The sequence below is a fragment of the Variovorax sp. F042 genome (genome assembly GCF_057814215.1).
This window is the reverse complement of sequence record NZ_JBVASX010000001.1, coordinates 1652505-1677259: the sequence shown is the minus strand read 5'-3', so window position 1 is coordinate 1677259 and position 24755 is coordinate 1652505. Positions and strand designations below refer to the sequence as shown.

The following is a 24755-nucleotide window of genomic DNA, read 5'->3' as shown; positions in this document are numbered from 1 at the left end:
TTTAGGATTTATGAAATTTCTGTCAATAGAGAAATTGAAAAACTGGCGACAACGGTGAATCAGTGGAATACTGTATGAATAAACAGTAAATCAAGCCTCGAAGGAGTTGCCATGCCAGCTGCCCGGATCCCCATTCACGCCATCAAGGGCCGCGGCGCGGCCACGCATATCGCGCATCGCTTCTCGAAGGACGAGCGCAACGCCTTCGACGACGGCTGGGGCACGCTCGAAGAAGGCGTGGCCGAGGCCGATGAGCTCCAGCCCATTGCCACCGAGGTGCGCTTCGAGGACGTGAAGTCGGTGCTCAACGGGAACGACTCGCCCGACATCTACTTCGACCGATCGCTCAATCCGTACCGCGGTTGCGAACATGGCTGCATCTACTGCTTCGCCCGGCCCACGCACAGCTACCTGAATCTCTCGCCCGGACTCGACTTCGAGACCAAGCTCATCGCCAAGCGCAACATCGTCGAGGTGCTGCGCACCGAGCTCGGGCGCAAGAGTTACAAGCCCAGCTACATCGCCATCGGCACTGCCACCGACTGCTACCAGCCCATCGAGCGCGATCTGCGGCTCACGCGTTCGATCATCGAGTTGCTGCAGGAAACGCGGCATCCGTTCGCGCTGGTCACCAAGTCGAGCGCCATCGAGCGCGACCTCGACCTGATCGCGCCCATGGCGGCCGACCACCTGGTGGCCGTATACGTGACCGTGACTACGCTCGACGGCGAACTCGCCCGCAAGCTGGAGCCGCGCGCCGCCGCGCCGCATCGCCGGCTGCGCACCATCCGCACGCTGACCGACGCCGGCGTGCCGGTCGGCGTGAGCGTGGCGCCGCAGATTCCCTTCGTCACCGAAGACATGGAGCAGGTGCTCGAAGCCGCGTGGGAGGCCGGCGCGCGCAGCGCCTTCTACACGGTGGTGCGGCTGCCGTGGGAGGTGGCGCCGCTCTTCAAGGAATGGCTGATGCTGCACTACCCGCAGCGCGCCGACCGCATCATGGCGCGCATCCACGAGATGCGCGGCGGCAAAGACTACGACGCCGACTTCGCCACGCGCATGAAGGGCTCGGGCCTGTGGGCCGACCTGATCCACCAGCGCTTCGAGAAGGCCACGAACCGTCTCGGCTACAACCGCGAGCGCATTCCGCTGGATGTCACCGCGTTCCGGCCGCCTGGGGCTGCGGGGCAGGGCAACTTGTTCTAGCCGTACTCAGGCGCGCACTCGGGCCATCGATGGCGCGTGCCGCCCGAGCGGCGGTCGGCTTTTTCCGGGACCACGCCCAGCGCGCTCAGTTCCCTGCCGCGCAATTCGAGCCGGTGCAGGCACTCGAGAAAGATGTCGAGGTGCTCCGCGTCGATGCCGTCGAGAAGATCCATGTTGAGGCGGGCGACCCGCGGAAACAGCGCGTCGCAGAGCTCGCGGCCGGTGGAGCTCAGGCGCACATGTACTTCGCGGCCGTCCTGCGCATCCTGGCGCCGCTCCACCAGTTTCTTCTCGCTGAGGCTGCGCAGGCCGCGCGAAGTGCGCACACGGTCCAGCTGCAGGCGCTCGGCAAATGCGGAGGAGGTGATCTCGCCGATCTGCGCGAGCATGCCGATCATTCCCCACTCGCGATGCGTGATGCCGAAGCCGCCCTCGACCAGGCGGGTTGCCATGCCGCTGCAGGCACGCACCGCGCGCGACAGCCGGTACAGGAGCAGGTCGTCCAGGGAGCGCGGATCGCGCAAGGCATCTGCATTGGGAAAAGCTTGCATGCGAGTCGGAAATGAAGAACTGTGGCCAAGCCGCTTTGGCGGCAAGTGATTGATTAGATTAACTATTGACTGCCTGTTTATAACAAAGCAACAAAGGATAAATAGTGCCGGAGTAAGTATTGATATGCAGGTTTTTTTGAACACTCGTCAAGGTCAATTGGTCAGCTTCTGCTCAGTGTCGATGTAATCGTGCCTGTGCCGAATGGCACCGTGTGATTGCATTTCAGTTATCGATCGATAGCAATTGAGAAATTGAAAAATCCGAACGCTGCGAGCGAATTGTATTTCCGCCATTCACAGAAAGAATATCCGTGCTCGACCTGAACGAAGTCGCAATGTTCGTGCAAGTTGCGCGCCTCGGCAGCTTTGCCGAGGCCGCGCGGCAGCTGCGCATGCCATCGGCAACGGTGAGCCGGCGCATCCAGCAGCTGGAGGCGCGCCTGGGCACCCGGCTGATGCAGCGCTCCACCCGCAAGCTGACGCTGACGAGCGCGGGCCAGACCTTTCATGAGCGATGCGGCCCGGCGGTCGAGGAACTGATCGAAGCCGGTCAATCGCACGTCGCGGATAGCCAGGAGCCGAGCGGCGTGATCCGGGTGGCCGCCTCGGCCAGCTTCTTCGAATACTTCGAAATGGAATGGGTGTCGGCCTTTCTCGCTGCGCACCCCCTGGTGCAAATCGACTTTGTTCTCAGCGATATCACGGCCGACCTCATTGCCGACCGCATCGACGTCGCGTTTCGCATCGGATCCCTGCCGGACTCCAGCTACGTTGCCCGCAGGATCTTTGCAAGCTACGGGGGGCTTCTTGCCAGTCCTGCCTATCTGGCGGCGCATGGTGCGCCCGCCGATCTGGAGGAATTGAGCAGGCACGCGTGCGTGACACAGCCGCCAGAGACCGGAAATCTCGCCATCTGGCGCCTCCAGGGTCCTGACGACGTGGAGGAAGAAGTGCGGGTGAGAGGGGCCTTCACCAGCAACATGCAAGTGGCGCTGCGCGAGGCCGCTTGCGCCGGGCTTGGCATCGTCGCGCTGCCGTCGATCCTGACGGCGGCGGAGGTGGCGGCTGGCCGGCTGGTGCCGGTGCTGCCGCAATACATGCGGGCGGGCCGCGGCTTGAGCGTCGTCTACCCCAGCCGCCAGCAGCGGCCGCTGGCAGTCTCGGCGTTCGTCGACATGGCCGTGGAAAAGCTCAGCCTGCAGGAGTGGACACCGTCGTCCCCCGCATTAATTGACATCTCGTAATTCATTGGTGAATCGCATTTCGCGATTCGCCCAATTGCGGGCGCCGGGTGAGCCATATTGGGTGTGGATGCCCCAATTCGGTGCGTATTGCATTGGCTGCCATCAGGATTGCCTCGAAAACTGAGCGGCTGAATTTCATTCCGGGTGCTAGCGGAGAGTACCAAAGTTCGTAAACAATTGTCACACGCCATCTCTCGATAGAGCGGCGTATTGCTGATCCATTTCCGCTCCGTTGGGAGCGTATCTCGGGATCGCCTCGAATTGGACGAGTCTTTCGGTGCAGGCCAATTCATTCGTCTTCGTCGTTCCTCCGATCTGGAGATGAACGGATTTTCTTTGTTGCAAGGATGGACAGCGGATGCACACACGGTCTTTGAGCGCAGCGAAACAACCGGGATTCGAACGACTCGGGCATCGCGTCACGTGGTCATGCTGAGGCTCGGCGTCTACAAGTTGCCAGTCGCCGAGGTCGTGGTGATCCAGACGATCGTCCGGCTGTATGCGAGCGACGCTGCCTTTCCGTGGCAGCTGGTCAACGCGCCGCCGTACGACGCGCTGCTCGTCGATGCCGCCGCCGTGGAGCATGAATATCCCACGGTGGTCGGCATGGCCGCGGCCGTGCTCAGGCTCACGCGCATGAATTCGGGTGGACAGCCCAACGCGCTGGAGCGGCCGATACGTGCCGACAAGCTGCAGCGCTGGCTCAAGAGCACCGAGCAGGCACTGCGCGAGTCGCGACCCGCGGGGCCGACCCTGGACGAGCAGACCGCCCTGGAGGTCGAGGTTTCCGATGCGGTCCGCTTCATGCTGCGCCGCTGGCCACCGGCCACGCTGTTGCGCAACGACCTCGACAACATCCGCATGGCGAGCCTGCTGGCGCGGCGCGCGCTGAATGCGAGTGAGCTGGCCGAGATCAGCCAGCTTCCATTCACCCAGTGCGCCGCGTTCCTGCAGGCGCTGCGAACGGCCGGCGTGCTGGAGCTGCATGTCGAGCAGGCCCTGCCGCCGTCGTTCACACCGCAATCCGACAGGCCGATCCGCAGCGACTTCGCGCGAAGTCTCCTCGATGGCATTCGCCGCCGGCTGGGCCTGCGAGCGTCATGAAGGAATACAAGATCCTTCTCACGGGCACTGTGGGGGCAGGCAAGACGACCGCGATCGGATGCGTGAGCGAAACCTCGCCGGTCATGACCGAGGTGCCGAACTCCGATGCGGCCATCGACAAGGAGCGCACCACCGTGGGCCTCGACTTCGGCCAGCTCACGCTGGACAACGGGGACCGCGTTCGCCTGTTCGGCACGCCCGGGCAGGCCCGCTTCGAATTTCTCTGGAAGATCCTCGTCAGGAACGCGCTGGGCGTGATCGTTCTGATGGACAACTCCCGGCCCGACCCGCTGGGCGACCTGTCCATGTACATGCAAGGCTTCGCCGAAGCCCTGCGGACCTTGCCTTGCGTGATCGGCGTGGGGCGGATGCACCGCCACCCTGTGCCGACCCTCGACGACTACGCGCAACGACTCGAGTCCACGGGTCGGGTGTTTCCGATTCTCGATGTGGACGTGCGAAGCAGGGTCGACGTGATCCTGCTGATCGACGCGCTGCTGATGCAACTTGAAGCCGACATGCAGGGAGAGACAGAGTGAGTGTTCGACATGGCTTGTCCAGGACGGCAACCGCGCACGCGCAACGCGAGGTGCAGAAACTGGTCGACGAACTGAACGGCGTGACGGCTGCCGTAGTGGCTACCGTGGACGGTTTCGACGTGGCGTCCACAACCATCGGCGATGCCGATCCTGCCCGCATGGCTGCCATGGCCAGCTCCATCGTGGCGATCAGCGGCGTTGTCGCCGAAGAGGCACGCCTCGGCCGCCATCAGAGCGTGATGGTCCTGACGGATTCGGGCTTTGCGGTTTTCCACAGCGTGCACCGGCGCGACGGCGAACTCGTCATCAGCGTGCTCGCCCGCGACAGCGCGGTTCCGGCACTGGTGGCCTACAAGGCCGCTCAACTCGCCAAGACCCTGGCCGAGGCATGACAGCAGATTTCCACAACAACCTTTTCAACCATCCGACAGGAGAACAACTTGGCATCCATTAAGCAAACGCTCGACGACATCCTCACCATCGACGGCGCCATGTGCGCCGCCGTTGTCGACTCGGGCAGCGGCATGATCCTCGGCGCCGTGGGTTCGGGCGTGGACATGGAGATTGCCGCCGCCGGCAACACGGAAGTCGTGCGCGCCAAGCTCAAGACCATGCAGGCTCTGGGCCTGAGCGACGTGATCGAGGACATCCTGATCACCCTGGGCAAGCAGTACCACATCATCCGTCCCTCGGCATCGAAGGAGGGTGTCTTTCTCTACGTCGTGCTCGACAAGCAGCGCGCCAACCTCGCGCTGGCCCGCCGCAAGACACAGGACGTGGACAAGCTGATGGACTTCTGAGATCAGCGGAAAGGCAGAAAGAATCTCCGTGCTCGACCTGAACGAAGTCGCAATGTTTGTGCAAGTGGCGCGTCTCGGCAGCTTCGCGGAAGCCGCGCGGCAGCTGCGCGTGCCGTCGGCGACAGTGAGCCGGCGCATCCGGCAACTCGAGGCGCACCTGGGCACCCGGCTGTTGCAGCGCTCCACCCGCAAACTGGCGCTGACCAATGCCGGCCAATCTTTCCAGGAACGATGCGGCCCGGCGGTCGAAGCGTTGATAGGCGCCGGGCGGCTGCAGGTCGAGGGCGGCCAGGAACCGAGCGGCCTGGTACGCGTGGCCGCGCCGGCCAGTTTTTTCGATTTTTTCGAGATGGAATGGGTTGCCGATTTCCTGGCCGCGCATCCACGGGTGCGGCTGGACTTCGTTCTCGACGATGTCGTGGCCGACCTCATCGGCGATCGCATCGACGTCGCCTTTCGCGGCGGGCCCCTGCAGGACTCGAGCTTCGTGGCCCGCAAGATCTTCGCAAGCTACGGCGGCCTTCTTGCCAGTCCCGCCTACCTGGCGGCGCGGGGCACACCCGGCAGCCTGCAGGAGCTGCTCGAACACGACTGCGTGACGCAGCCACCGGACAGCGGCAATCTCTCGACCTGGCGCTTGCAAGGCCCCGACGGTGTGGAAGAAGACGTGCGGGTGAGGGGGCGCTTCATCAGCAACGTGCAGGGCGTGCTGCTGAAGGCTGCGTGTGCAGGGCTGGGCATCGCCGCGCTGCCGTCGATCCTGACGGCGTCCGACGTGGCGGCCGGCCGGCTGGTGCCGGTGCTGCCGCAGTACATGCGGGCAGGGCGCGGCCTGAGCGTCATCTACGCCAGCCGGCAGTACGTTCCGCAGGCGGTGTCCACGTTCGTCGACATGGCGATGGAGAGGCTCAGCCAGCAGGATTGGGCGCCCGCAGCCAGGCTGGCTGCCTAGCGTCGCCGCCTGCGCCTGTCGCGTTCAACCCGCCTTGGCGGAGCGATCTGCGACGGCGGTGGGGCAGGACGAGGGCGTTGCACCGGTCGCGTCGGCACCGCACCAGTCGCCGCCCAGCGCCTTCACCAGGAACACCGAGGTCAGCAGCCGCTGCCCCTGCAATTGCGCGGCCTGGCGCTCGACCGTCAGCAGCGACTGCTGCGCGGTGATCACGTCGAGATACGTCGAGGCGCCGCCTTCATAACGGCTGGTCGCCATGTCGAGCACGCGCCGCGCCGCCGTCACGGCCGACTGCGCCTGCGTCGTCGCACTGTCGAGCGCCGACAAGCCGGTGATGCCGTCTTCGACTTCCTGCATCGCCGTCAGCACGGTGCGGCGGTAGTTGCCCACGGTGGCGTCGTAGCCGGCCTTGGCGAAGTCGACGTTGGCGCGCACGCGCCCGCCGTCGAACAGCATCTGCGTGGCCGATACGCCCACCGACCACAGCAGGCTGGGCCCGTTGAACAGCGACTCGATCAGGCGGCTGTCCACGCCCACGGTCGGCGAGATGATGAAACTCGGATAGAAGGCCGCGGTGGCCACGCCGATCTGCGCATTGGCCGCGGCCATCGCGCGCTCGGCCGAGGCCACGTCGGGCCGGCGCTGCAGGATTTCCGAAGGTACGCCCAGCGGCACCGCGGGCGGCTTGATCTCGCGCAGGTCCACCGGCAGTGCGAAGTTCGGCGCGGGCGTGCCGGTGAGGGTGGCCAGCGCGTGCTCGTACTGCGAGCGCTGCTTCTTCAGCACGTCGACCTGCGTCAGCGTGGTTTCGAGCAGCGCCTGCTGCTGCGCCACGTCGAGGCCCGACACCGCGCCCAGGTCGTGCCGCGCCGTGACCAACTCAAGCGCGCGGCGTTGCAGCCCGATGGAGCGCGAGAGCACGTCGAGCTCGATGTCGGTCGAGCGCAGGTTGAAGTAGTTGCTGGCCACGTCGGCGCTCAGCAGCAGCCGCGTGTTGGCCAGGTCGGCAGCCGATTGCTCGGCGGAAGCCGAGGCGCCCTCGACGGTGCGCTGCACGCGGCCCGCGAGGTCGAGCTCGTAGCTGGCGTTCAGAGAGACCGTGAAGTCGTTCTGCACTGTCGACGCATTGGCGGTCGCGTAGTTCGTCAGCGGCCGGTTGGCGGAAATCTTCAGGCGCGAGGCGCGCGTGCCGAGGCCCAGCTGCGGGTACTGGCTGGCTGCGTTGGACGCCAGCGCGGCGCGCGCCTGCGCCAGCCGCGCGTTGGCAATGACCAGCGTCGGGCTGCCGGCCAGGGCCTGCGCCTGCAATGTGTCGAGCGTGGTGTCGTCGAAGCGCTTCCACCACGGGCCCTTGTCGGCGCTGTCGCTGGGCGTGCTCACGCGCCAGGGCTCTTCGAGCTTCCAGCTGACGGGCAGGGGCGTGTCGGGTGTCTTGTAGTCGGGGCCGACCGCGCAGCCCGCGACGAGCGCGAGCACCGCAGCGGCCACTGCAACGGCTGGCGATCGCAATGTCACGCCGGTTCCTTCTTCGGCATGACGGGCGGGGCAGCCTTTGCGGCGGCCGGCGGCGCTTCGGGCGCGACGGCCACGATGTCGCCTTCGGCCAGCGAGTCCGAAGGGTTCAGCACCATGCGGTCTGTGCCTTCGAGTCCATCGATCACTTCGACGTTTTCGCCGTAGTTGCGCCCCAGCGTCACGGCGCGCAGGCCGACGCGGCCCTTCGCATCGACCACCGCGATGCGCGTGCCCTCGGCGCGGAACAGCAGCGCGTTCGACGGCACGGTGAGCGTGCGGCTCGCGGCCAGCGGCAGCGACACCTGCACGTAGGCACCCGGCAGCAGCGCGCCGTCCTTGTTAGGCAATGACACCTCGACCTGCATCATCCGCGTGGTCGTGTCGATGGAGCCTGCGGTGCGCGCCACCTGGCCCTTGAAGCTCTGGCCGCGCAGTTCGGCCTGCGTGACGACCACCGGCTGGCCCGCCTTCACGAGCTGCGCATAGGCCTGCGGCACGTTGATGTACACGCGCAGCGGATCGGTCTGCGCGAGCAGGAAAAGGGCGCGACCGGCACCGCCGCCCGCGCCCGCGTCGATCAGGTCACCCACGTCGACGTTGCGCCGCGTGATCACGCCCGCGAACGGCGCCACCACGCGCTTGAAGCCTTCGGTCTGCTTGAGCCGCTGCACGTTGGCATCGGCCGCCGCCACGTTCGAGGTGGCCTGCGCCACGGCGCTGCGGCGCTCGTCCAGGTCTTGCTGCGAAACCACGTCTTTCTTGCGCAGCGCTTCCCAGCGGTCAGCGGTGCTGCGCGCCAGCTCCAGCCCCGAGGCGGCCTGCGCGCGCGCGGCCACGGCCTGTGAGAGCTGCTGGTCGATTTCGGGCGTCTCGATTTCGGCAAGCAGCTCGCCCTTCTCGACGCGGCTACCGATGTCCTTGGTCCAGCGCTTGAGGTAGCCGCTGGCGCGCGCCGAAATGGGCGACTGCACGAAGCCCTGCAGTGTGCCCGGCAGCGCCAGCGTCTGGCCGGTGGTGGGCACGCGGGGCAGGGCGGTCTGCACGTACTGCCTGGCGCGCTCGCTGGTGCCCGCTTCGAGCGCGCGAGCGTTGGCGATGCGCACGAACACGGTGCGCGCCGCACCGAGAGCCAGCAGCACCAGCACGATCAGCACCAGCCAGCGCGTGCGCCGCACGATCTGCCGGCGGCGCAGCAGTTCACCCTCGCCCTCTTCAACGGCGATGGGGTGGATGGCCAATGCCGAATGGCGTTGCTCCGTCATGACCAGCTCGGCGCCGGGCCGCTCCCAAGGCGAGCTGCGGCCCCCTCGGGGGGCAGCGAATACACGAAGTGAATGAGCGTGGGGGTCAAAGTTTCAGTTCTCCTGGGGCGTTGCGCCCGCTGGCGGTTGATGCGGCTGCCCGGCGGTGCGCAAGCCGACTGTGCACCCCCGCGAACACGGCGGGTACGAAAAACAATGTCGACACCGTGGCAAAGATCAGGCCACCGATCACCGCGCGGCCCAGCGGCGCGTTCTGCTCTGCGCCTTCGCCCAGGCCCAGTGCCATCGGGATCATGCCGATGATCATCGCCAGCGCCGTCATCAGCACTGGCCGGATACGGGTGGCGCCGGCTTCCAGTGCGGCCGACAGCGGCGGAATGCCCGCCTGCAGCCGCTCGCGCGCGAACGACACCAGAAGAATCGAGTTGGCCGTGGCCACGCCCATGGTCATGATCGCGCCGGTCAGCGCCGGCACGCTCAGCGTGGTGCCGGTGATGAACAGCATCCACGCAATGCCCGCCAGCGCGGCCGGCAGGGCGGTGATGATGATGGCCGCGTCCAGCCATGACTGGAAGGTGACCACGATCAGCAGGTACACCAGCACGATCGCCATCGCGAGGCCGACGCCCAGGCCTATGAACGACGACTGCATGGTCTGCACCTGCCCGCGGATCTCGACCCGGCTGCCGCGCGAGAGTTTGGGCCGCATCTCGTCGACCAGCTTCTGCACCTTCGACGCCACGCTGGCGAGGTCAGTGCCCTGCACGCTCACGTACACGTCGATCACCGGCGCGATGTTGTAGCGCGACATCACGGCCGGCTGGCGATCGGCCTGCGTGCTCACGAGGTTGCCCAGCAGCTGCTGCGCGCCGGTTCCCCCCGTTGCTGCGCCTGCACCCGCACCAACCGGAATGTTCAGCAGCGAGTCGAGCGAGTCGACGGTGTATTGCGGCGTCTGCACCGCGATGCTGTAGACCACGCCGTTCACCGGGTTCAGCCAGAAGGCCGGTGCCGTCTGCGAGCTGCCCGACAGCGCAATGAGCACGTTCTGCCCCACGTTGGAGGCGGTCAGGCCGTACTGCTGCAGCCGCGTGCGGTCCATCTGCAGGCTCAGCGCCGGGCCGTCGAGCCGCTGGTGCACGTGGGCGTCGACCGCGCCCGGAATCTGGCGGATCGCCTTGGTCAGTTCGGCCGCGCGCAGGGCGTTGCCGGCCATGTCGTTGCCGCTGAACTGCACGTCAATGGCCGCGGGCAGGCCGAAGTTCAGGATCTGCGTGACGATGTCCGCCGGCTGGAAGAAAAACTCGATGCCCGGAAAGCGCTTTGGCAGTTCGGCCCGCAGGAGCGACACGAACTGCTCGGTCGGCTTATGGCCCTCTTTCAGCGACAGCAGCAGCTCGCCGTCGAAGGTGCCGATGGTGCCGGCATTGCTGTAAGACAGGTTGATGCCGCTGTTGGGCACGCCCAGGTTGTCGAGGATGGTTTCAAGCTGGTCCTGCGGCACCAGCTCGCGAATGGCGGCCTCCACCTGGTCGGTGAGGCGAGCGGTCTCCTCGATGCGCGTGCCGGTGGGCGCACGCAGGTGCAGGCGGATCTGGCCGGCATCGACGGTCGGGAAGAAGTCGCGCCCCAGCGCGGGGTAGAGCAGGCAAGACAGCAGGCAGAAGCCGAGGAACAGGCCGATGAACCCGGCACGCTTCGACAGCACCGCAGACAGCACCAGCGTGTAGGCGCGGCGTACGCGTTCGAAGCGGCGGTCGAAGGCGCGGTACAGGCGCTGCAGGGCGCTCTGCTTCGCGCCTTCCGCCGGTGCATGGCCGCCGCCGTGCGAGCCGCCCATCAGCAGCATCACCAGCGTCGGCACCAGCGTGCGCGAAAGCAGGTAGGAAGCCAGCATGGCGAACACCACAGCTTCGGCCAGCGGCACGAACAGGAAGCGCGCCACGCCCGAGAGGAAGAACATCGGCACGAACACGATGCAGATGCACAGCGTGGAGACGAAGGCCGCCGAGCCGATCTCGCCCGCGCCGACCTCGATGGCCTCTTTCAGCGGCGTGCCCATGTGCAGGTGCCGCTCGATGTTCTCGATGGTCACGATCGCCTGGTCGACCAGGATGCCCACCGAGAGCGCCAGCCCGCCCAGCGTCATGAGGTTGAGCGTTTCGCCCAGCGAGTACAGCACCAGGATGGACGCCAGGATCGACAGCGGAATGGTCAGCCCGATGATCAGCGTGCTGCGCCAGTTGCCGAGAAACAGCAGCACCATCGCGGCGGTGAGCGCGGCGGCCAGGATGGCTTCGAACACCACGCCCTTGACGGCCGCTTTCACGAACACCGACTGGTCGAACAGCGGCGTGATCTTGATGTCTTCCGGCATCGTCTGCGCGGCGATGGGCAGCATGGCGCGGATGTTGGAGACGATGTCCAGCGTGGAGGCGCCGCCGTTCTTCAGCACCGACAGCAGAACGCCGCGCACGCCGTCCTGGCGCACCACGTTGGTCTGCGGCGAGAAGCCGTCGCGCACGTAGGCCACGTCGCGCAGGTAGGTGGTGGCGCCGTTCACCGTGCGGATCGGCAGGTCGTTCAAGCCCGCGATGGCGTCGGGCGAGCCGTTCATCTTCACGTTGTATTCGGTGGCGCCGAACTTGGCCGTGCCCGACGGAAGAATCAGGTTCTGCGTGTTCACCGCGTTCACCACGTCGGCCGGCGAGAGGCCGCGCGCCTGCATCGCCTGGGTGTCGAGGTCGACCGAAATCAGCCGGTTCTTGCCGCCGTAGGGAAACGGAATGGCCGCGCCCGGCACCGTGATGAGCTGCGGGCGCAGCTGGTTGACGGTGGAGTCGAACAGCGAGTTTTCAGAGCGCGTGGGGCTCGACAGCGCCAGCTGGATCACCGGCACGCTGGAGGCCGAATACTTGATGACCAGCGGCGGCGTGATGCCCGGCGGCAGCTGCCGTACCTGCGCCTGCATCGAGGCCACCACCTGCGAGATGGCCATCTCGATATTGGCCGTGGGCTGGAAGAACACCTTGATGATCGATACGCCCGCCAGCGATTGCGATTCGATGTGCTCGATGTCGCTCACCGTGGTGGTCAGCCCGCGCTCCACCTGCCCCGAGATGCGCTGCCCCATTTCCTGCGCCGGCAGGCCGGTGTAGTTCCAGATGACGCTGACCACCGGTATGTTGATTTCCGGGAAGATGTCGGTCGCCATGCGTGCGAGGACAAAGGGCGTGGCCAGCACGATCAGCATCGCCATGACGATGAAGGTGTACGGACGACGCAACGCAAGCTGGACCATGGAGGGGGCTCTCTGCTTCCGACGGAAAAAGGTTTTGCATCATAAGGAAGTAGATTTAAGTTTGCCGACTCCGTTAAATAGGGTGTGGCGCTTTACCAAAAGGGTGCATATGGACAGGGTCTGGCTGGTAGTGATGGGCGTTTCGGGATGCGGCAAATCGAGCCTGGGCGCGGCGCTGGCCACCGCCCTCGACCTGCCGCTCATAGAAGGCGACGACCACCATCCGCCGGCCAACGTCGAGAAGATGAGCCACGGCGTCGCGCTGACCGACGCCGATCGCGCGGGCTGGCTTGCAACGCTGGGCCGCGCGCTGGCCGATGCACCGCAGGGCGCGGTGCTGACCTGCTCGGCGCTCAAGCGCATCTACCGCGAGCAGCTGCGCGCGGCCGCGCCGGGGCTGCGCTTCGTGTTCATGGCAATCGAGCGGGCCGAGGCCGAGCGCCGCGTGGCCGCGCGGGCCGGGGCGGGGGAGCACATGTTTCCCGCCAGCCTCGTAGCCAACCAGTTCGCCACGCTGGAGTCGCCGGTGGGAGAGGCGGGTGTGCTCGCAGTGGATGCGACGGCGCCGCTGGCGCAGTCGGTGGGGGCCGTGAAGGCGTGGCTGGTCAGCCCTTGAGTTCGGCGCGCATGCCTTCGAGCGTGGTGGCCACGCGGCCCATCACGTCGGCCACTGCGTCCAGTTCGTCGCGCGTGGCCGGCGCGACCATCGCGGTCACCATCTCCGCCTGAACCGCCAGGCACTTCTGCGCCATTGCCATGCCGTCGTCGGTGAGCGTGAGGCGCCGCACGCGCGCGTCGGCGCCATCGCTGTCGCGCCGCACCCAGCCCCTGGCCTCCATCTGCGTGAGCAGCATGCTGACGCCGCTCTTCGCCACGAAGCAGCGCGCGGCCAGCGCCTGCTGCGTGATGCCCGGCGTGGTCGCGATGGTGGCCAGCACCTCGTGCTCGCCCACGCGCAGGCCTATGGCGGCGAGCCGTGCCGTCATCACCGCATCGCAGAGGTTGTAGGCCCGCACCACCGCCAGCCATGCGGCCGTGCCGTGGGGCGAGGAGGGGGCCTTGTCGGTCTTGCCGGGCTTGGAGGACTTTGCTGCGGGCATCGAGATGGTTCAGTCTTGAACTAGAATGTTCTGAATTGAACCAATTCTAGGCTGTCCATGAATCTCTACCTGCGCTTGCTGATGACCTTGCTGCGCGCCTGGCGTGCACCGCGCCTTGCGCCGGGCGACACGCTGGAGCGGCAACTGCGCGTGCTGCCGAACGACCTCGACATCAACGGCCACATGAACAACGGCCGCTACCTGACGGTGGTCGACCTGATGCTGGTCGAATACTTCGTGCGCACCGGCTTCGCAACCGCTATGCTGCGCCAGGGCTGGAGGCCGATGTCCGGCGGCTCGCTCATCAGCTACCGGCGCGGGCTCAACCCCTTTCAGGTGTACACGCTGCGCTTTCGGCTCGACGCCACCGACCAGCACTGGAACTACATGCGCTTCGAGTTCGTGCGTGGCGACAGGGTGTGCGCGGCCGGCTACATGAAGGGCGCAGCCGTGGGGCGCGGCGGGCTGGTGCCGAACCAGGAGTCGTATGCGGCCATGGGGCTCGTGCCGCCGGCGCATGCACTGCCGTTGCCGGTGCGCGACTGGATAGCGGCTGAGCAGGGCGTGATGAATGCGGCCTGGTAAGGCTCAGCGCGTTGGCGGCGCATCGAGCGCCAGGCGCAGCCGCGTGACGTTCGGGTTGCCCGGATCGCGCTGCAGCTTGAAGCCCAGCTTGCGCGCCAGCGCCAGCATGCCGTTGTTGTCGTAGAGCGTGATGTCCGCCAGCTGCTTTACGCCGGCTGTCGCGGCCGCGTCGATCAGCCTGCGCATGAGCTTGTGGGCAACGCCGTGGTGCTGCCATGCATCTGCAACGACGACGGCGAATTCGGCGACGTGCGCCGTCTCGGGCGTTTCGCCGCGCACGTAGCGCACCACGCCCATCTGCTGCTCCACGCCATCGACCTCGGTCGTCGCGATGAGCGCGAGTTCGTGGTCGTAGTCGATGTGCGTCATGCGCCACAGCTCGTCGGGCTGCGGCTTTCGCGGCGACAGCAGGCGGTGGTAGCCCGTTTCTTTCGAGAGGCCGTCCACGAAGGCCGTGTGCATGGCCAGATCGTCGGCGCGGATCGGGCGGATCCGCACCGGCGTACCGTCGCGCAGTTGCCAGTCCTCGACCAGGTGGCTGGGGTAGTCGAGGGCCGGCATGGCATCAGCCGATCACTTCGGGCCAGTCCGTGTGGAAGAACTGGCCTTCGGGTTTGTCGGTACGCTCGTAGGTGTGCGCGCCGAAGAAATCGCGCTGAGCCTGCAGCAGGTTCGCCGGCAGGCGCTCGGTGCGGTAGCTGTCGTAGTAGGCCAGCGAGGCGCTGAAGGCCGGCACAGGAATGCCGTTGCTCACCGCCAGCGCCACCACTTCGCGCCAGTTCTGTTGCGTGCGGTTCAGCAGGTCCTTGAAGAACGGGTCGAGCATCAGGTTGCCCAGGGCAGGGTCGGTGCGGAAGGCGTCGGTGATGCGGTTCAGGAAGCGCGCGCGAATGATGCAGCCGCCGCGCCAGATCGACGCGATGCCGCCCAGGTCGAGGCCCCAGTTCTTCTTGTCGCCCATGGTCTTGATGAGGTCGAAGCCTTGCGTGTAGCTGATGACCTTCGACGCATAGAGCGCGTCGTGCACCTTGGCCACCAGCGCCTTCTTCTCGACCGACAGCTCGATCTTCGGCCCCTGCAGCAGCTTGCTGGCCGCCACGCGCTGCTTCTTCTGCGAAGACAGCACGCGCGCCTCCACGGCCGCGTTGATGGTGCTGATGACCACCGCGTTCTCGGCCGCGTTGATCAGCGTCCACTGGCCAGTGCCCTTCTGGCCAGCCTTGTCGAGGATCACGTCGACGATGGGCTTGCCCGTCTCCGGATCTTTCTGTTCGAGCGCCTTGGCGGTGATCTGGATCAGGTAGCTCTGCAGCTCGCCGTCGTTCCACTCGTTGAAGATGGCGGCCATCTCGTCGGTGCTGAAGCCGGCCGCCTTGAACAGGCTGTAGGCCTCGCAGATCAGCTGCATGTCGCCGTACTCGATGCCGTTGTGCACCATCTTCACGTAATGGCCGGCGCCGCCCGGGCCGATGTGAATGACGCAGGGCTCGCCGTCCACCTTGGCCGCGATGCTCTCGAAGATCGGCTTCATCACCTCCCAGGTGGAAAGCGGCCCGCCCGGCATGATCGACGGCCCCTTGCGCGCGCCTTCCTCGCCGCCCGACACGCCTGCGCCGATGAAGCGCAGGCCCTTGCTGCTCAGGTATGCGTCGCGGCGCTCGGTGTCGGTGTAGAGGCTGTTGCCGCCGTCGATGACGATGTCGTCCTTGTCCAGCAGCGGAATGAGCTGCTCGATCACCTGGTCGACCGGCGCGCCAGCCTTCACCATGATCTGGATCTTGCGAGGCTTGGCCAGGCTCTGCACGAACTCTTCCAGCGTCTTCGCGCCGACCAGCTTCTTGCTGGGGTTGGCGGCAATGAAGGCTTCGGTGGTGGCCTCGGTGCGGTTGTACACGCTGACCTGGAAGCCGCGGCTTTCCACATTCAGCACGAGGTTCTGGCCCATCACGGCCAGGCCGATCAGTCCGAAATCGCTTTGCTTGTTGCTGCTCATGACCCGTCTTGCCCTTCTTTCATGTGCGTGCGCCGGAATGTCCCGCGCACGGGTTGGTTCGCGGGTCATTTTGCCGGTGCCGGGCGCAGGGTGGCGTCGGAGACGGTCTATACCCGCTTGGCAAGCGGGCATGGCTTGGGTATGTTTGGCGCGCATGAGCGCCGCGCCGGGCCGCCCCAAGCAAGCTCGCACCGCAGTGCGAAGCACGAAGGTATTTCAATGAGCGAAGCCATCGACACCATCCACCGCTGGTCCACCGACGCCGTGCCGCCCGCGCAGCGGCTGGACTACTGGGTGGGCGCGGTCTGCGAGGGCTTCCTGGAGATGGATGTGACCAGCCCGGTGGCCGGCAGCTTCGGCGCCACGCTCGAATCCGCGCCGCTCGGCCCCATCGTCGTCAACCAGGTGCGCGGCAGCGCACAGGACGTCTACCGCACGCGCCGCGCCATCGCCCACAGCCGCAACAACTACTTCTACCTGCTGTGCAAGACCGACTCGGCCTGGGTGGCCGTGCAGGACGGCCGTTCCGCGCGGCTGCTGCCCGGCGATGCGGTGCTGGTCGACTCGCGCCGGCGCTACGAATTTCACCTGCTGCAATCGGCCGACACCATTTCGCTCGAACTGCCGACCGCCTGGGTCGATGCATGGATTCCCGACGCGGGTGACCAGGTGGCGCGGCGCATCGACGGGCAGGCGGGGTGGGGCGGCGTGCTGTGCAGCTTCGTGCGGCAGCTGACACCGCAGATGGCAGCAAAGCCGCCACTGCCGGCGGCGTTGCTGGGCGACCAGCTCGGTAGCCTGCTGGCACTGGCCACGGGGCACAGCCCTTCAGAGTCCGGGAGCGAAGGGCGCGCCGCGCTGCGCCGCCGCGTGCTCGACACCACGCGCGAGCGCCATGCAGAGCCGGGCCTCACGGCCGCGGGCGTGGCGCGCGAGCTGGGCATTTCGGAGCGCAGCCTGCACCGCTGCCTGGGCGAAGGCGGTACCACCTTCGCCACCGCGCTGGCGGGCTTTCGCATGCAGGCGGCGCGGCGCATGCTGGCCGATGCACGCTTCGATCGCCTGGGCATCGCGGAGATCGGCTTCCGCGTGGGGCTGACCGATGCCTCGCACTTCGTTCGCCAGTGCCGCAGGCATCTGGGCGCCACGCCGGGTGAGCTGCGCCGCTCGCGGCACTGAGCCGTCGCTCAGATGCTGCGCAGGTTGACCCGCTTCGACAGCGCCTCCGCACTCTCGCGCCGCTCGCTGTAGCGGTCCACAAGGTAGCCCGCGCAGTCGCGCGTGAGCAGCGTGAACTTGACCAGCTCTTCCATCACGTCGACCACTCGCTCGTAATACGGCGAGGGCTTCATGCGGCCGTTCTCCTCGAACTCGAGGAAAGCCTTGGCCACCGACGACTGGTTGGGGATGGTGAGCATGCGCATCCAGCGGCCGAGCACGCGCAGCTGGTTCACGGCGTTGAACGACTGCGAGCCGCCCGACACTTCCATCACCGCAAGCGTCTTGCCCTGCGTGGGCCGCACCGAGCCGACGGACAGCGGGATCCAATCGATCTGCGCCTTCATGATGCCGGTCATGGCACCGTGGCGTTCGGGTGAAGTCCACACCATGCCCTCGGACCATTGGGCGAGGTCGCGGAGCTCCTGCACTTTCGGATGGTCTTCCGGCGCGTCGTCGGGCAGGGGCAGGCCGCGCGGGTCGTAGATGCGCGGCTCCGCGCCCAGGGCCTGGAGCAGCCGCGCGGCTTCTTCGGTGAGCAGCCGGCTGTAGGAGCGCTCGCGCACCGAGCCGTAGAGCAACAGGATGCGCGGCGCGTGCGTGGCGCGCTCCGTGGGCAGCAGTTGCCGCAGGTCCGGCCGGTGGAAATGCCCGGCGTCGATGTTCGGCAGTTCAGGGCTTGACGACACGCTGGCCCTTTGCGTCGATGACGGCCTCGCCGTCTTCCTTGGAGAAGGCGCCTTGCTGCGGCCGCGGCAGGATGTCGAGCACCGCTTCCGAAGGCCGGCACAGCCGCGTGCCGAGCGGCGTCACCACGATCGGCCGGTTGATGAGGATCGGGTGCTGCAGCATGAAGCCGATCAGCTCATCGTCGCTCCACTTCGCATCGTCGAGGCCGAGTTCGTCGTAAGGCGTGCCTTTGCGGCGCATGACCTCGCGCACCGGCATGCCCATTGCCGCGATCAGCTGCTTCAGCGTCGCGCGATCGGGCGGGGTCTTCAGGTACTCGATGACGGTGGGCTCGTCGCCTGTGTTGCGGATCAGCGCGAGCACGTTCCTCGACGTGCCGCAGTCGGGGTTGTGATAGATCGTGATGTCGTTCATGGAAGTGTGGTGTCGGGTTTCAAAGACTCAGTCGAAGCGCCAGTGCAGCCAGGGTGACCAGCAGCACGGGCAGGGTCAGCACGATGCCGACCTTGAAGTAGTAGCCCCAGCCGATCGCCATGCCCTTCTTCGCGAGCACGTGCAGCCAGAGCAGGGTGGCGAGGCTGCCGATAGGCGTGATCTTCGGGCCGAGGTCGCAGCCGATCACGTTGGCGTAGACCATCGCTTCCTTCACCGCGCCGCTCGCGCTCGACGCGTCGATGGACAGCGCGCCCACCAGCACGGTAGGCATGTTGTTCATGACCGACGAGAGCAGCGCCGAGAGAAAGCCCGTGCCCATCGCCGCACCCCAGACGCCGCCTTGCGCGAACACATTCAGCAGCGAGGCTATGTAGCCGGTCAGGCCGGCGTTGCGCAGCCCGTAGACCACGAGGTACATGCCCAGCGAGAAGATCACGATCTGCCAGGGCGCGCCGCGCAGTACCCCGCGAATGCCGATCACCGGGCCGCGCCCTGCAACAGCCAGCAGCACGACCGCGCCGAAGGCGGCCACCGCGCTGACCGGCACACCCAGCGGCTCCAGCCCGAAGAACCCGACGAGCAGCAGCACCAACACGACCCAGCCCGCGCGGAAGGTCGCGGGGTCGCGGATCGCATCCGCAGGCGCCTTGAGTTGGGTCGCGTCGTAGCTTGCCGGGATGTCGCGACGAAAGAAAAGCATCAGCGCCAGCAGGCTCGCGAGCACCGCCGCGATGTTCACGGGGAACATGACCGAGGCGTACTCGCCGAAGCCGATGCGGAAGAAGTCGGCCGACACGATGTTCACCAGGTTCGAGACGATCAGCGGCAGGCTGGCCGTGTCGGCGATGAAGCCAGCCGCCATCACGAAGGCGAGCGTGGTGGCCGGCGAGAAGCCCAGCGCCACGAGCATCGCCATCACGATGGGCGTAAGGATCAGCGCCGCGCCGTCGTTGGCGAACAGCGCCGACACAGCGGCGCCCAGCAGCACGATGAACGCGAACAGCAGCCGCCCGCCTCCGCCGCCCCAGCGCGCCACGTGCAGCGCGGCCCATTCGAAGAAGCCCGCTTCGTCGAGCAGCAGGCTGATGACGATCACGGCGATGAAGGTGGCGGTTGCGTTCCACACGATGCTCCAGACGACGGGGATGTCGGACAGCTGGACCACGCCGAGCAATAGCGCGATGACGGCGCCGAGCGAGGCGCTCCAGCCGATGCCCAGCCCGCGCGGCTGCCAGATCACCAGCACGAGCGTGAAGACGAAGATCGCAACGGCGCTCAGCATGTCGGCGGGCATCCGACAGCGCAGGTTTCTCCCTCGCAGCAGTTCTCGGTGAGGTAGGCCAGCAGTCCATTCATCTGCTCGAACGCCGCGCGGTAGATGAGGTTGCGGCCCTGCCGCTCCTGCGAGACAAGCCCCGAATGCACGAGCTCCTTGAGATGGAACGACAGGCCCGTGGCCGGCACCTCGAGCGCTTCGGTCAGCGCGCCGGGCGTGAGTCCGGCGGGGCCTGCCACCACCAGCGCGCGAAACACTCGCAGGCGAACGGGCTGCGCCAGTGCGGCAAGGGATCGGACAACTTCGTTTTCTTCCATAATTCAAGTATCGTTGAATAATTGAATCGAAGCAACACGACTGGCGCGAATCGGCCATCGCGCTGGCACACATCGGCCATGCGCAAGTCACCGATGTTCCTTACAGTCGTGCTCCGTCACAAACAAAAGGAGACACACCCACCATGTCCGACACCTATGTTCTCGTCCACGGCGCCTGGCACACCGGCGCAGAAATCGAAGCCGTGGCCGACGGCCTGCGCGCAGCAGGGCACACCGTGTATTGCCCGACGCTCGCTGGCAACAACCCCGGCGACGATCGCTCCAGCATTGGCCTGGAAGACGCCATCGCTTCCGCCGTGCGCTACATCGAGGAAAAGAATCTCACGCAGGTGCGCCTCGTGGGCCATAGCTACGGCGGCATGGTGATCTCGGGCGTGGCGGATCGCATTGCGCCGCGGCTGAAGCGGCTGGTGTACATCAACGCCTTCGTGCCGCTCGATGGCGAATCGCTCAACGACATGGTGCCGCCGCATTACGTGACGATGTTCGACGCCGTCGCGGAGGCCAACGGCAATGCCGTGACCTTGCCCTTCGAGATCTGGCGCGAAGCCTTCATCAACGATGCGGACCTGGCGACCGCGACGGCCGCCTACGGCAAGCTCAACCCGCATCCGTACCGCACCTTTACCGACAAGATCAGGCTGCAGCAGCCGCTGGCTGCGCTGGCGCTGGGCAAGTCGTACGTCAACTGCCTGCAGGACACCGCACTGCCGCACGGCATGCCGTGGCATCCGCGCCTGTCGGAGCGGCTGGGCCTGTTCCGGCTGGTGGAGTGCCCCGGCAGCCACGAGATGTTCTTCTCGAACCCCCAGAGGCTCGCGCAGGCGATCCTGGAAGCGGGGCGCGACTGACCCCGTTTCGATCGGTCAGTTGCTGCTGCTGAAGAGCGCGTCGTACACGCGGATCGACGCATAGGCGTCGTTCGCGGCATAGCGGATCTGCGCCTCGGTGAGTTGCTTGTTGGCCCAGTTCGAAGTGGTCGCCTTGCGCGACTTGATGAAGCGGCGGTTGAACACCAGAGCCACCGCCGCCTTCACGCCGACCGACTTGCGGTAGCCGCGATGGCGGAATTCGTTGTCGATGTCGAACACCGCCTTCGGCTCGATGTTGAGCCGGTTGCGGATCAACGTGAGGTCGCCCGACAGGCCGAAGCCGACCTTGCGCAGCTCGGTGGAGGCGATCAGCGCGGCCACCACCGGGTTGCACTCGGTGCGGTGAAGCTGAAACAGCCACGCCGTGTCGCGCGTGGAGAACTGCACCACGTGCGGGCCGCCCGACACCTCGTTCTTTGCGAAGGTGGGCTTGGATTCGGTGTCGAAGCCGGCGATGCCCGCGGTGAGCAGCATGGCGGCGGCACGTTCTGCATCTTGCAGTGTCTGCACGACCACGATGTCTTTCAGGCCGAGGCCTTCGAAGGGTTCGAGCAGCGCGATCTGTTCGCGCTCGGGCAGGGGAGGGAGCTTGGGGTTCTCGCTCACCGGGAGGCTGCTTTCGCTGTCTTTTTCTTCACTGAGGTTTTCTTCACTGCGGCTTTCTTTGCGGGTGTTTTCTTCGGCTTCGGTGGCTGGCCCGAGCGCAGCGCTGCTTCATATGCAAGGCGGCCCCACAGGGCGGCTTCCTCGCGGTCTTCGAAAAGATCCGCCGGGGCTTGCCGGTACGACATCGGCATTGACTTGCCCTGGCGCACGTAGGTGAAGGGCGGCAGGTTCAGCTTGTCGAAATGCGCGGCGCTCTCGGCATCGGCCTTGAGGTAGAGCGTGTCCTTGGCGACCAGCGCGATCATGCGGCCTTCGTGCCAGATGCCGTGGCCGCCGAACATGCGGCGCGTTTCGATGCGGCCGAGCCGCTCGAAGGTTTCGTGCAGGCTTTCGACGAATTCGCTCATGCGGTGATCTCGATGCGGTTGCCGTCCGGGTCGAGCACCACGCTCTCGTAGTAGCCATCGCCGGTGCGGCGCGGGCCGTCGAGCAGCGGGTAGCCGTCGGCCTTCAGGCGCTGCGTGAGTTCGTCGACCGCAGCGTCTGAGCCCACGCTGATCGCCAGGTGCGTCCAGCCCATGCGCTGCGCGCCGGCTTCGGCCGCCACGGGCGAGAGCGTGCTCGTGGTCATGGCCTCGATGCGCGCGCCGTCGCCCAGGCTCAGGAAGCACGAGGCGAAGCCCTTGGCCGGGTTGACATAACCCGCGCCGGCGGTGGCGCCGAAGTAGTCGACATAGAAGCGCTTGCAGCGTTCGAGATCGGTGGTCCAGAGTGCGATGTGGTCGATACGCATGGGCACGAAAAGAAGATGGGGTTCAGCCGATGCGCCACGGCGGGCGCGAGGGCGACCAATGATAGGCGATGCGTTCGCGACCGCTCGAGGGGTGCCGATCGACCGCACCGCGCTCGAGGCCATAGCGCTCGTAGAAGCGCTGCGCCGACGTGTTGGTGGCCGCCACATGCAGCCACCAGCCTGTGGGAATGCGCACGCAGGCCTCGTCGAGCAAGGCCTTGCCCAAACCCTGGTTGCGCAGATGGGGCTCGACGAAGAGCTGGGCCACGTACTCGCGCCGCTCCAGCAGCACCATGAACGCCAGCACCTGCCCGTCGCGCTCCGCCAGCACCACTTCGGCGGGCGGGCCGAACTCGGTCTGCACGCGGTGCAGCCAGTAGCCGATCGGCTCGAAATGGGGGACGCCCCGGTTGGCCGCGATCCAGGCGCGGCGCCAGATGCCGGCCAGCACCATGTTCTCTTCGGCGCTGCCTTCGCGCAACCGCAGGTGGAAGGCGGGAATTTGGGCGGCGGACATGCGAACCATGATACGGCGCGGGGCCGCTGTGGTCGATGAGGCGCGGCCCTAGGAGCGCAGGGTTTGCGCGTGGTGTGCGATGTGGTCGGCCATGAAGCTCTGGATGAAGTAGTAGCCGTGGTCGTAGCCCGCATGGCGACGCAACGTGAGCGGCTGGCCCGCCGCGAAGCAGGCGGCCTCGAAGGCCTCGGGGTGCAGCTGCTCGGCGAGGAATTTGTCGGCCAGGCCCTGGTCGATGAGGATGCCTTGCGGGTAGGGCGCCACCACCTGCGACTTCATGAGCGCGCTGGCGTCGTGCGCCAGCCACTGCGCACGGTCGGCGCCGGGCTGGCCCAGATAGCCGCCGAGTGCCTTCTCGCCCCATGGGCACTGCGTGGGCGCGCAGATCGGCGCAAAGGCCGAGAGCGACTTGAAGCGCCCCGGATGCCGCAGCGCCAGGGTGAGCGCACCGTGGCCGCCCATCGAGTGGCCGAAGATGCCGATGCGCTCGCCGTCGATGGCGAAGTGCTTTGCGACCAGCGGCAGCAGTTCGTGCACGACCCAGCTTTCCATGCGCCAGTGCGTGGCCCATGGCTCGACGAGCGCGTCGAGGTAGAAGCCGGCGCCGATGCCGAAGTCCCAGTCGTCCTTCGCACCCGGAATGCTTTCCGCTTCGCGGCCGCGCGGGCTGGTGTCGGGCGCGATCAGCGCAAGGCCCAGGCTCGCGGCCATGCGCTGCGCGCCGGCCTTCATCGCGAAGGTCTCCTCGTTGCAGGTCAGGCCCGCGAGGTAGAGCAGGGCGGGCACCCGCTCGTGCGCGACCTGCGGCGGCAGGTAGACCGAGAAGCGCATCGGCAGGCCGATTTCATGCGAGCGGTGTTCGAGAAAGCGCTGCACGCCGCCGAAGGCGTGGTGCTCGGAAAGAGTCTTCGGAGTGTTGTCGGTCATTGCGGGTTCTTGCCGCGCAGGGCGGGCACGAGTTCGAGCACGGCGTCGGCAAAGGTGCGCGGCGCTTCCTGCGGCATGTTGTGGCCCGCGCCGGGCACGAGCCGGTGCGAACGCGGGCCGCTGAAGCGGTGTGCGTGGGCCGATGCATCGGCAGGCGGGCGCACGCCGTCGTCGATGCCGTCGAAGGTGATGGCGGGCACGGTGATCGTGGGCTGGGCCGCAAGGCGGCGTTCGATGTCGGCGTAGGCCGGGTCGCCCGGCACGAGGCCGAAGCGGTGGCGGTACGACTGGATCACCACGTCCACGAAATCGGGGTGGTCGAAGGCGGCGGCGCTGCGCTCGAAGGTGGCGTCGTCGAACTTCCAGGTTGGCGACCAGAGCTTCCACAGCAGCTTCGTGAGCGCCTTGCGGTCTTTCTCGAGGCCGGCGCGGCCGCGCTCGCTGTGGAAGTAGTACTGGTACCAGAGGCTGTGCTCGTTGGCCGGTGTGTCCGGCTCCATCGCCTTCGCGATGTTCTGGATGTTGTAGCTGTTGAGGGACACCAGCCCCGCACAGCGTTCGGGCCACAGCGCCGCGACCACGCAGACGGCGCGGCCGCCCCAGTCGTAGCCGGCCAGCACGGCACGGTCGATCTTCAGCGCGTCGAGCAGCGCGAGCAGGTCGGCGCCCAGCGCGGCCTGCTCGCCCGAGCGTGGTGTGGCTTCGCTCAGGAAGCGCGTGGCGCCGTAGCCGCGCAGGTACGGCACGATCACGCGGCAGCCCTGGTCGGCCAGCATTGGCGCGACTTCGGCATAGGTGTGGATGTCGTACGGAAAGCCGTGCATCAGCAGCACGGGTGGGCCGTCGGCGGGGCCTGCTTCGAAGTAGGCGACTTCGAGGACGCCCGCTTCGATCTTGCGCAGGGGTTCCATGCGATTCATGGCCAGCGCCT

At 66.6% G+C, this 24755-nt stretch carries 28 protein-coding genes; 11 read left to right on the top strand and 17 right to left on the bottom strand.

Annotation, left to right across the window (positions count from 1 at the left end; translation table 11 throughout):
* Positions 1-111: 111 nt before the first annotated feature.
* Positions 112-1206: a PA0069 family radical SAM protein gene (locus ACZYSP_RS08140; RefSeq protein WP_093051516.1), complete on the top strand. Its 1095-nt coding sequence runs from the start codon at positions 112-114 to the stop codon at positions 1204-1206.
* On the opposite strand, the gene ACZYSP_RS08135 is transcribed toward ACZYSP_RS08140, so the two are convergent.
* Positions 1203-1757, bottom strand: a complete 555-nt coding sequence (locus ACZYSP_RS08135; protein WP_093051513.1) for a MarR family winged helix-turn-helix transcriptional regulator — start codon at positions 1755-1757, stop codon at positions 1203-1205. The genes ACZYSP_RS08140 and ACZYSP_RS08135 overlap by 4 nt on opposite strands.
* A 311-nt stretch (positions 1758-2068) precedes the next feature.
* On the opposite strand from ACZYSP_RS08135, the gene ACZYSP_RS08130 reads away from it, so the two are divergent.
* The 6 genes from ACZYSP_RS08130 (at position 2069) to ACZYSP_RS08105 (ending at position 6396) form a co-directional block, all read left to right on the top strand.
* Complete coding sequence (locus ACZYSP_RS08130; protein ID WP_426389414.1) at positions 2069-3001, top strand: LysR family transcriptional regulator; 933 nt, start codon at positions 2069-2071, stop codon at positions 2999-3001.
* A gap of 429 nt (positions 3002-3430) precedes the next feature.
* Positions 3431-4105, top strand: coding sequence for a hypothetical protein (locus ACZYSP_RS08125; RefSeq protein ID WP_093177200.1), 675 nt, complete (start codon positions 3431-3433; stop codon positions 4103-4105).
* Complete coding sequence (locus ACZYSP_RS08120; protein WP_489013596.1) at positions 4102-4644, top strand: GTP-binding protein; 543 nt, start codon at positions 4102-4104, stop codon at positions 4642-4644. The genes ACZYSP_RS08125 and ACZYSP_RS08120 overlap by 4 nt, the downstream gene beginning before the upstream one ends.
* The gene (locus ACZYSP_RS08115) at positions 4641-5036 is read left to right on the top strand and encodes a roadblock/LC7 domain-containing protein (RefSeq protein WP_093051489.1); all 396 of its coding nucleotides are present in this window, start codon (positions 4641-4643) and stop codon (positions 5034-5036) included. Before ACZYSP_RS08120 ends, ACZYSP_RS08115 begins: the two co-directional genes overlap by 4 nt.
* A gap of 48 nt (positions 5037-5084) precedes the next feature.
* Positions 5085-5444 (top strand): hypothetical protein, encoded by a 360-nt coding sequence (locus tag ACZYSP_RS08110; RefSeq protein WP_093051487.1) that lies wholly within the window; start codon positions 5085-5087, stop codon positions 5442-5444.
* A 28-nt stretch (positions 5445-5472) separates the two neighbouring features.
* The gene (locus ACZYSP_RS08105) at positions 5473-6396 is read left to right on the top strand and encodes a LysR family transcriptional regulator (protein WP_489013594.1); all 924 of its coding nucleotides are present in this window, start codon (positions 5473-5475) and stop codon (positions 6394-6396) included.
* A 24-nt stretch (positions 6397-6420) separates the two neighbouring features.
* Here the strand turns inward: ACZYSP_RS08105 and ACZYSP_RS08100 are convergent, their stop codons facing one another.
* The 3 genes from ACZYSP_RS08100 to ACZYSP_RS08090 form a co-directional block, all read right to left on the bottom strand.
* Positions 6421-7911 carry an efflux transporter outer membrane subunit gene (locus ACZYSP_RS08100; protein ID WP_489013592.1) on the bottom strand — a complete coding sequence of 497 codons (1491 nt, stop codon included), beginning with the start codon at positions 7909-7911 and terminating at the stop codon, positions 6421-6423.
* On the bottom strand, positions 7908-9173 hold the full coding sequence (locus ACZYSP_RS08095) for an efflux RND transporter periplasmic adaptor subunit (RefSeq protein WP_489013590.1): 1266 nt from the start codon (positions 9171-9173) through the stop codon (positions 7908-7910). The genes ACZYSP_RS08100 and ACZYSP_RS08095 overlap by 4 nt, the downstream gene beginning before the upstream one ends.
* Positions 9174-9258: 85 nt before the next feature.
* A complete protein-coding gene (locus tag ACZYSP_RS08090) occupies positions 9259-12474 on the bottom strand; it encodes an efflux RND transporter permease subunit (protein WP_489013587.1) in 3216 nt (1071 codons plus the stop codon).
* A 109-nt stretch (positions 12475-12583) separates the two neighbouring features.
* Between ACZYSP_RS08090 and ACZYSP_RS08085 the strand changes: the two genes are divergently transcribed.
* The gene (locus ACZYSP_RS08085; RefSeq protein ID WP_489013585.1) at positions 12584-13090 is read left to right on the top strand and encodes a gluconokinase; all 507 of its coding nucleotides are present in this window, start codon (positions 12584-12586) and stop codon (positions 13088-13090) included.
* Here ACZYSP_RS08085 and ACZYSP_RS08080 read toward each other — a convergent pair.
* A complete protein-coding gene (locus tag ACZYSP_RS08080) occupies positions 13080-13574 on the bottom strand; it encodes a MarR family winged helix-turn-helix transcriptional regulator (protein WP_093051472.1) in 495 nt (164 codons plus the stop codon). The genes ACZYSP_RS08085 and ACZYSP_RS08080 overlap by 11 nt on opposite strands.
* Before the next feature lie 57 nt (positions 13575-13631).
* On the opposite strand from ACZYSP_RS08080, the gene ACZYSP_RS08075 reads away from it, so the two are divergent.
* Positions 13632-14159 (top strand): thioesterase family protein, encoded by a 528-nt coding sequence (locus ACZYSP_RS08075; RefSeq protein ID WP_093077792.1) that lies wholly within the window; start codon positions 13632-13634, stop codon positions 14157-14159.
* 3 nt (positions 14160-14162) lie between these two features.
* Here ACZYSP_RS08075 and ACZYSP_RS08070 read toward each other — a convergent pair whose 3' ends face one another.
* Complete coding sequence (locus ACZYSP_RS08070) at positions 14163-14720, bottom strand: GNAT family N-acetyltransferase (protein ID WP_489013582.1); 558 nt, start codon at positions 14718-14720, stop codon at positions 14163-14165.
* Positions 14721-14724: 4 nt separating this feature from the next.
* Positions 14725-16152, bottom strand: coding sequence for a decarboxylating NADP(+)-dependent phosphogluconate dehydrogenase (gnd, locus tag ACZYSP_RS08065; RefSeq protein ID WP_489013580.1), 1428 nt, complete (start codon positions 16150-16152; stop codon positions 14725-14727).
* Positions 16153-16371: 219 nt separating this feature from the next.
* Here gnd and ACZYSP_RS08060 point away from each other — a divergent pair, with 219 nt between their 5' ends.
* Positions 16372-17331 carry an AraC-like ligand-binding domain-containing protein gene (locus tag ACZYSP_RS08060; protein WP_489013578.1) on the top strand — a complete coding sequence of 320 codons (960 nt, stop codon included), beginning with the start codon at positions 16372-16374 and terminating at the stop codon, positions 17329-17331.
* Positions 17332-17339: 8 nt separating this feature from the next.
* On the opposite strand, the gene arsH is transcribed toward ACZYSP_RS08060, so the two are convergent.
* From arsH to ACZYSP_RS08040, 4 genes are read right to left on the bottom strand one after another with little or no spacing between them, the layout of a single operon-like run.
* Positions 17340-18059, bottom strand: coding sequence for an arsenical resistance protein ArsH (arsH, locus tag ACZYSP_RS08055; protein WP_489013576.1), 720 nt, complete (start codon positions 18057-18059; stop codon positions 17340-17342).
* Complete coding sequence (arsC, locus tag ACZYSP_RS08050; RefSeq protein WP_489013574.1) at positions 18043-18474, bottom strand: arsenate reductase (glutaredoxin); 432 nt, start codon at positions 18472-18474, stop codon at positions 18043-18045. The genes arsH and arsC overlap by 17 nt, the downstream gene beginning before the upstream one ends.
* 19 nt (positions 18475-18493) lie before the next feature.
* Entirely contained in the window at positions 18494-19777 is a 1284-nt protein-coding gene (locus ACZYSP_RS08045; RefSeq protein ID WP_354337770.1) for an arsenic transporter, read from the bottom strand.
* Positions 19771-20088, bottom strand: coding sequence for an ArsR/SmtB family transcription factor (locus tag ACZYSP_RS08040; RefSeq protein ID WP_489013571.1), 318 nt, complete (start codon positions 20086-20088; stop codon positions 19771-19773). The genes ACZYSP_RS08045 and ACZYSP_RS08040 overlap by 7 nt, the downstream gene beginning before the upstream one ends.
* A gap of 143 nt (positions 20089-20231) precedes the next feature.
* Here ACZYSP_RS08040 and ACZYSP_RS08035 point away from each other — a divergent pair, with 143 nt between their 5' ends.
* Entirely contained in the window at positions 20232-20960 is a 729-nt protein-coding gene (locus ACZYSP_RS08035; protein WP_093051448.1) for an alpha/beta fold hydrolase, read from the top strand.
* A gap of 15 nt (positions 20961-20975) precedes the next feature.
* Here ACZYSP_RS08035 and ACZYSP_RS08030 read toward each other — a convergent pair whose 3' ends face one another.
* From ACZYSP_RS08030 to ACZYSP_RS08005, 6 genes are read right to left on the bottom strand one after another with little or no spacing between them, the layout of a single operon-like run.
* Positions 20976-21587, bottom strand: coding sequence for a 3'-5' exonuclease (locus tag ACZYSP_RS08030; protein WP_489013569.1), 612 nt, complete (start codon positions 21585-21587; stop codon positions 20976-20978).
* Complete coding sequence (locus ACZYSP_RS08025; protein WP_489013567.1) at positions 21584-21994, bottom strand: TfoX/Sxy family protein; 411 nt, start codon at positions 21992-21994, stop codon at positions 21584-21586. Before ACZYSP_RS08025 ends, ACZYSP_RS08030 begins: the two co-directional genes overlap by 4 nt.
* Positions 21991-22380: a VOC family protein gene (locus ACZYSP_RS08020; protein WP_489013565.1), complete on the bottom strand. Its 390-nt coding sequence runs from the start codon at positions 22378-22380 to the stop codon at positions 21991-21993. Before ACZYSP_RS08020 ends, ACZYSP_RS08025 begins: the two co-directional genes overlap by 4 nt.
* 22 nt (positions 22381-22402) lie before the next feature.
* Positions 22403-22897: a GNAT family N-acetyltransferase gene (locus ACZYSP_RS08015; protein ID WP_307614993.1), complete on the bottom strand. Its 495-nt coding sequence runs from the start codon at positions 22895-22897 to the stop codon at positions 22403-22405.
* Between the two features lie 48 nt (positions 22898-22945).
* Positions 22946-23824, bottom strand: a complete 879-nt coding sequence (gene fghA, locus ACZYSP_RS08010; protein ID WP_093176985.1) for an S-formylglutathione hydrolase — start codon at positions 23822-23824, stop codon at positions 22946-22948.
* The gene (locus tag ACZYSP_RS08005; protein WP_489013562.1) at positions 23821-24744 is read right to left on the bottom strand and encodes an alpha/beta fold hydrolase; all 924 of its coding nucleotides are present in this window, start codon (positions 24742-24744) and stop codon (positions 23821-23823) included. Before ACZYSP_RS08005 ends, fghA begins: the two co-directional genes overlap by 4 nt.
* Between the last annotated feature and the right edge of the window lie 11 nt (positions 24745-24755).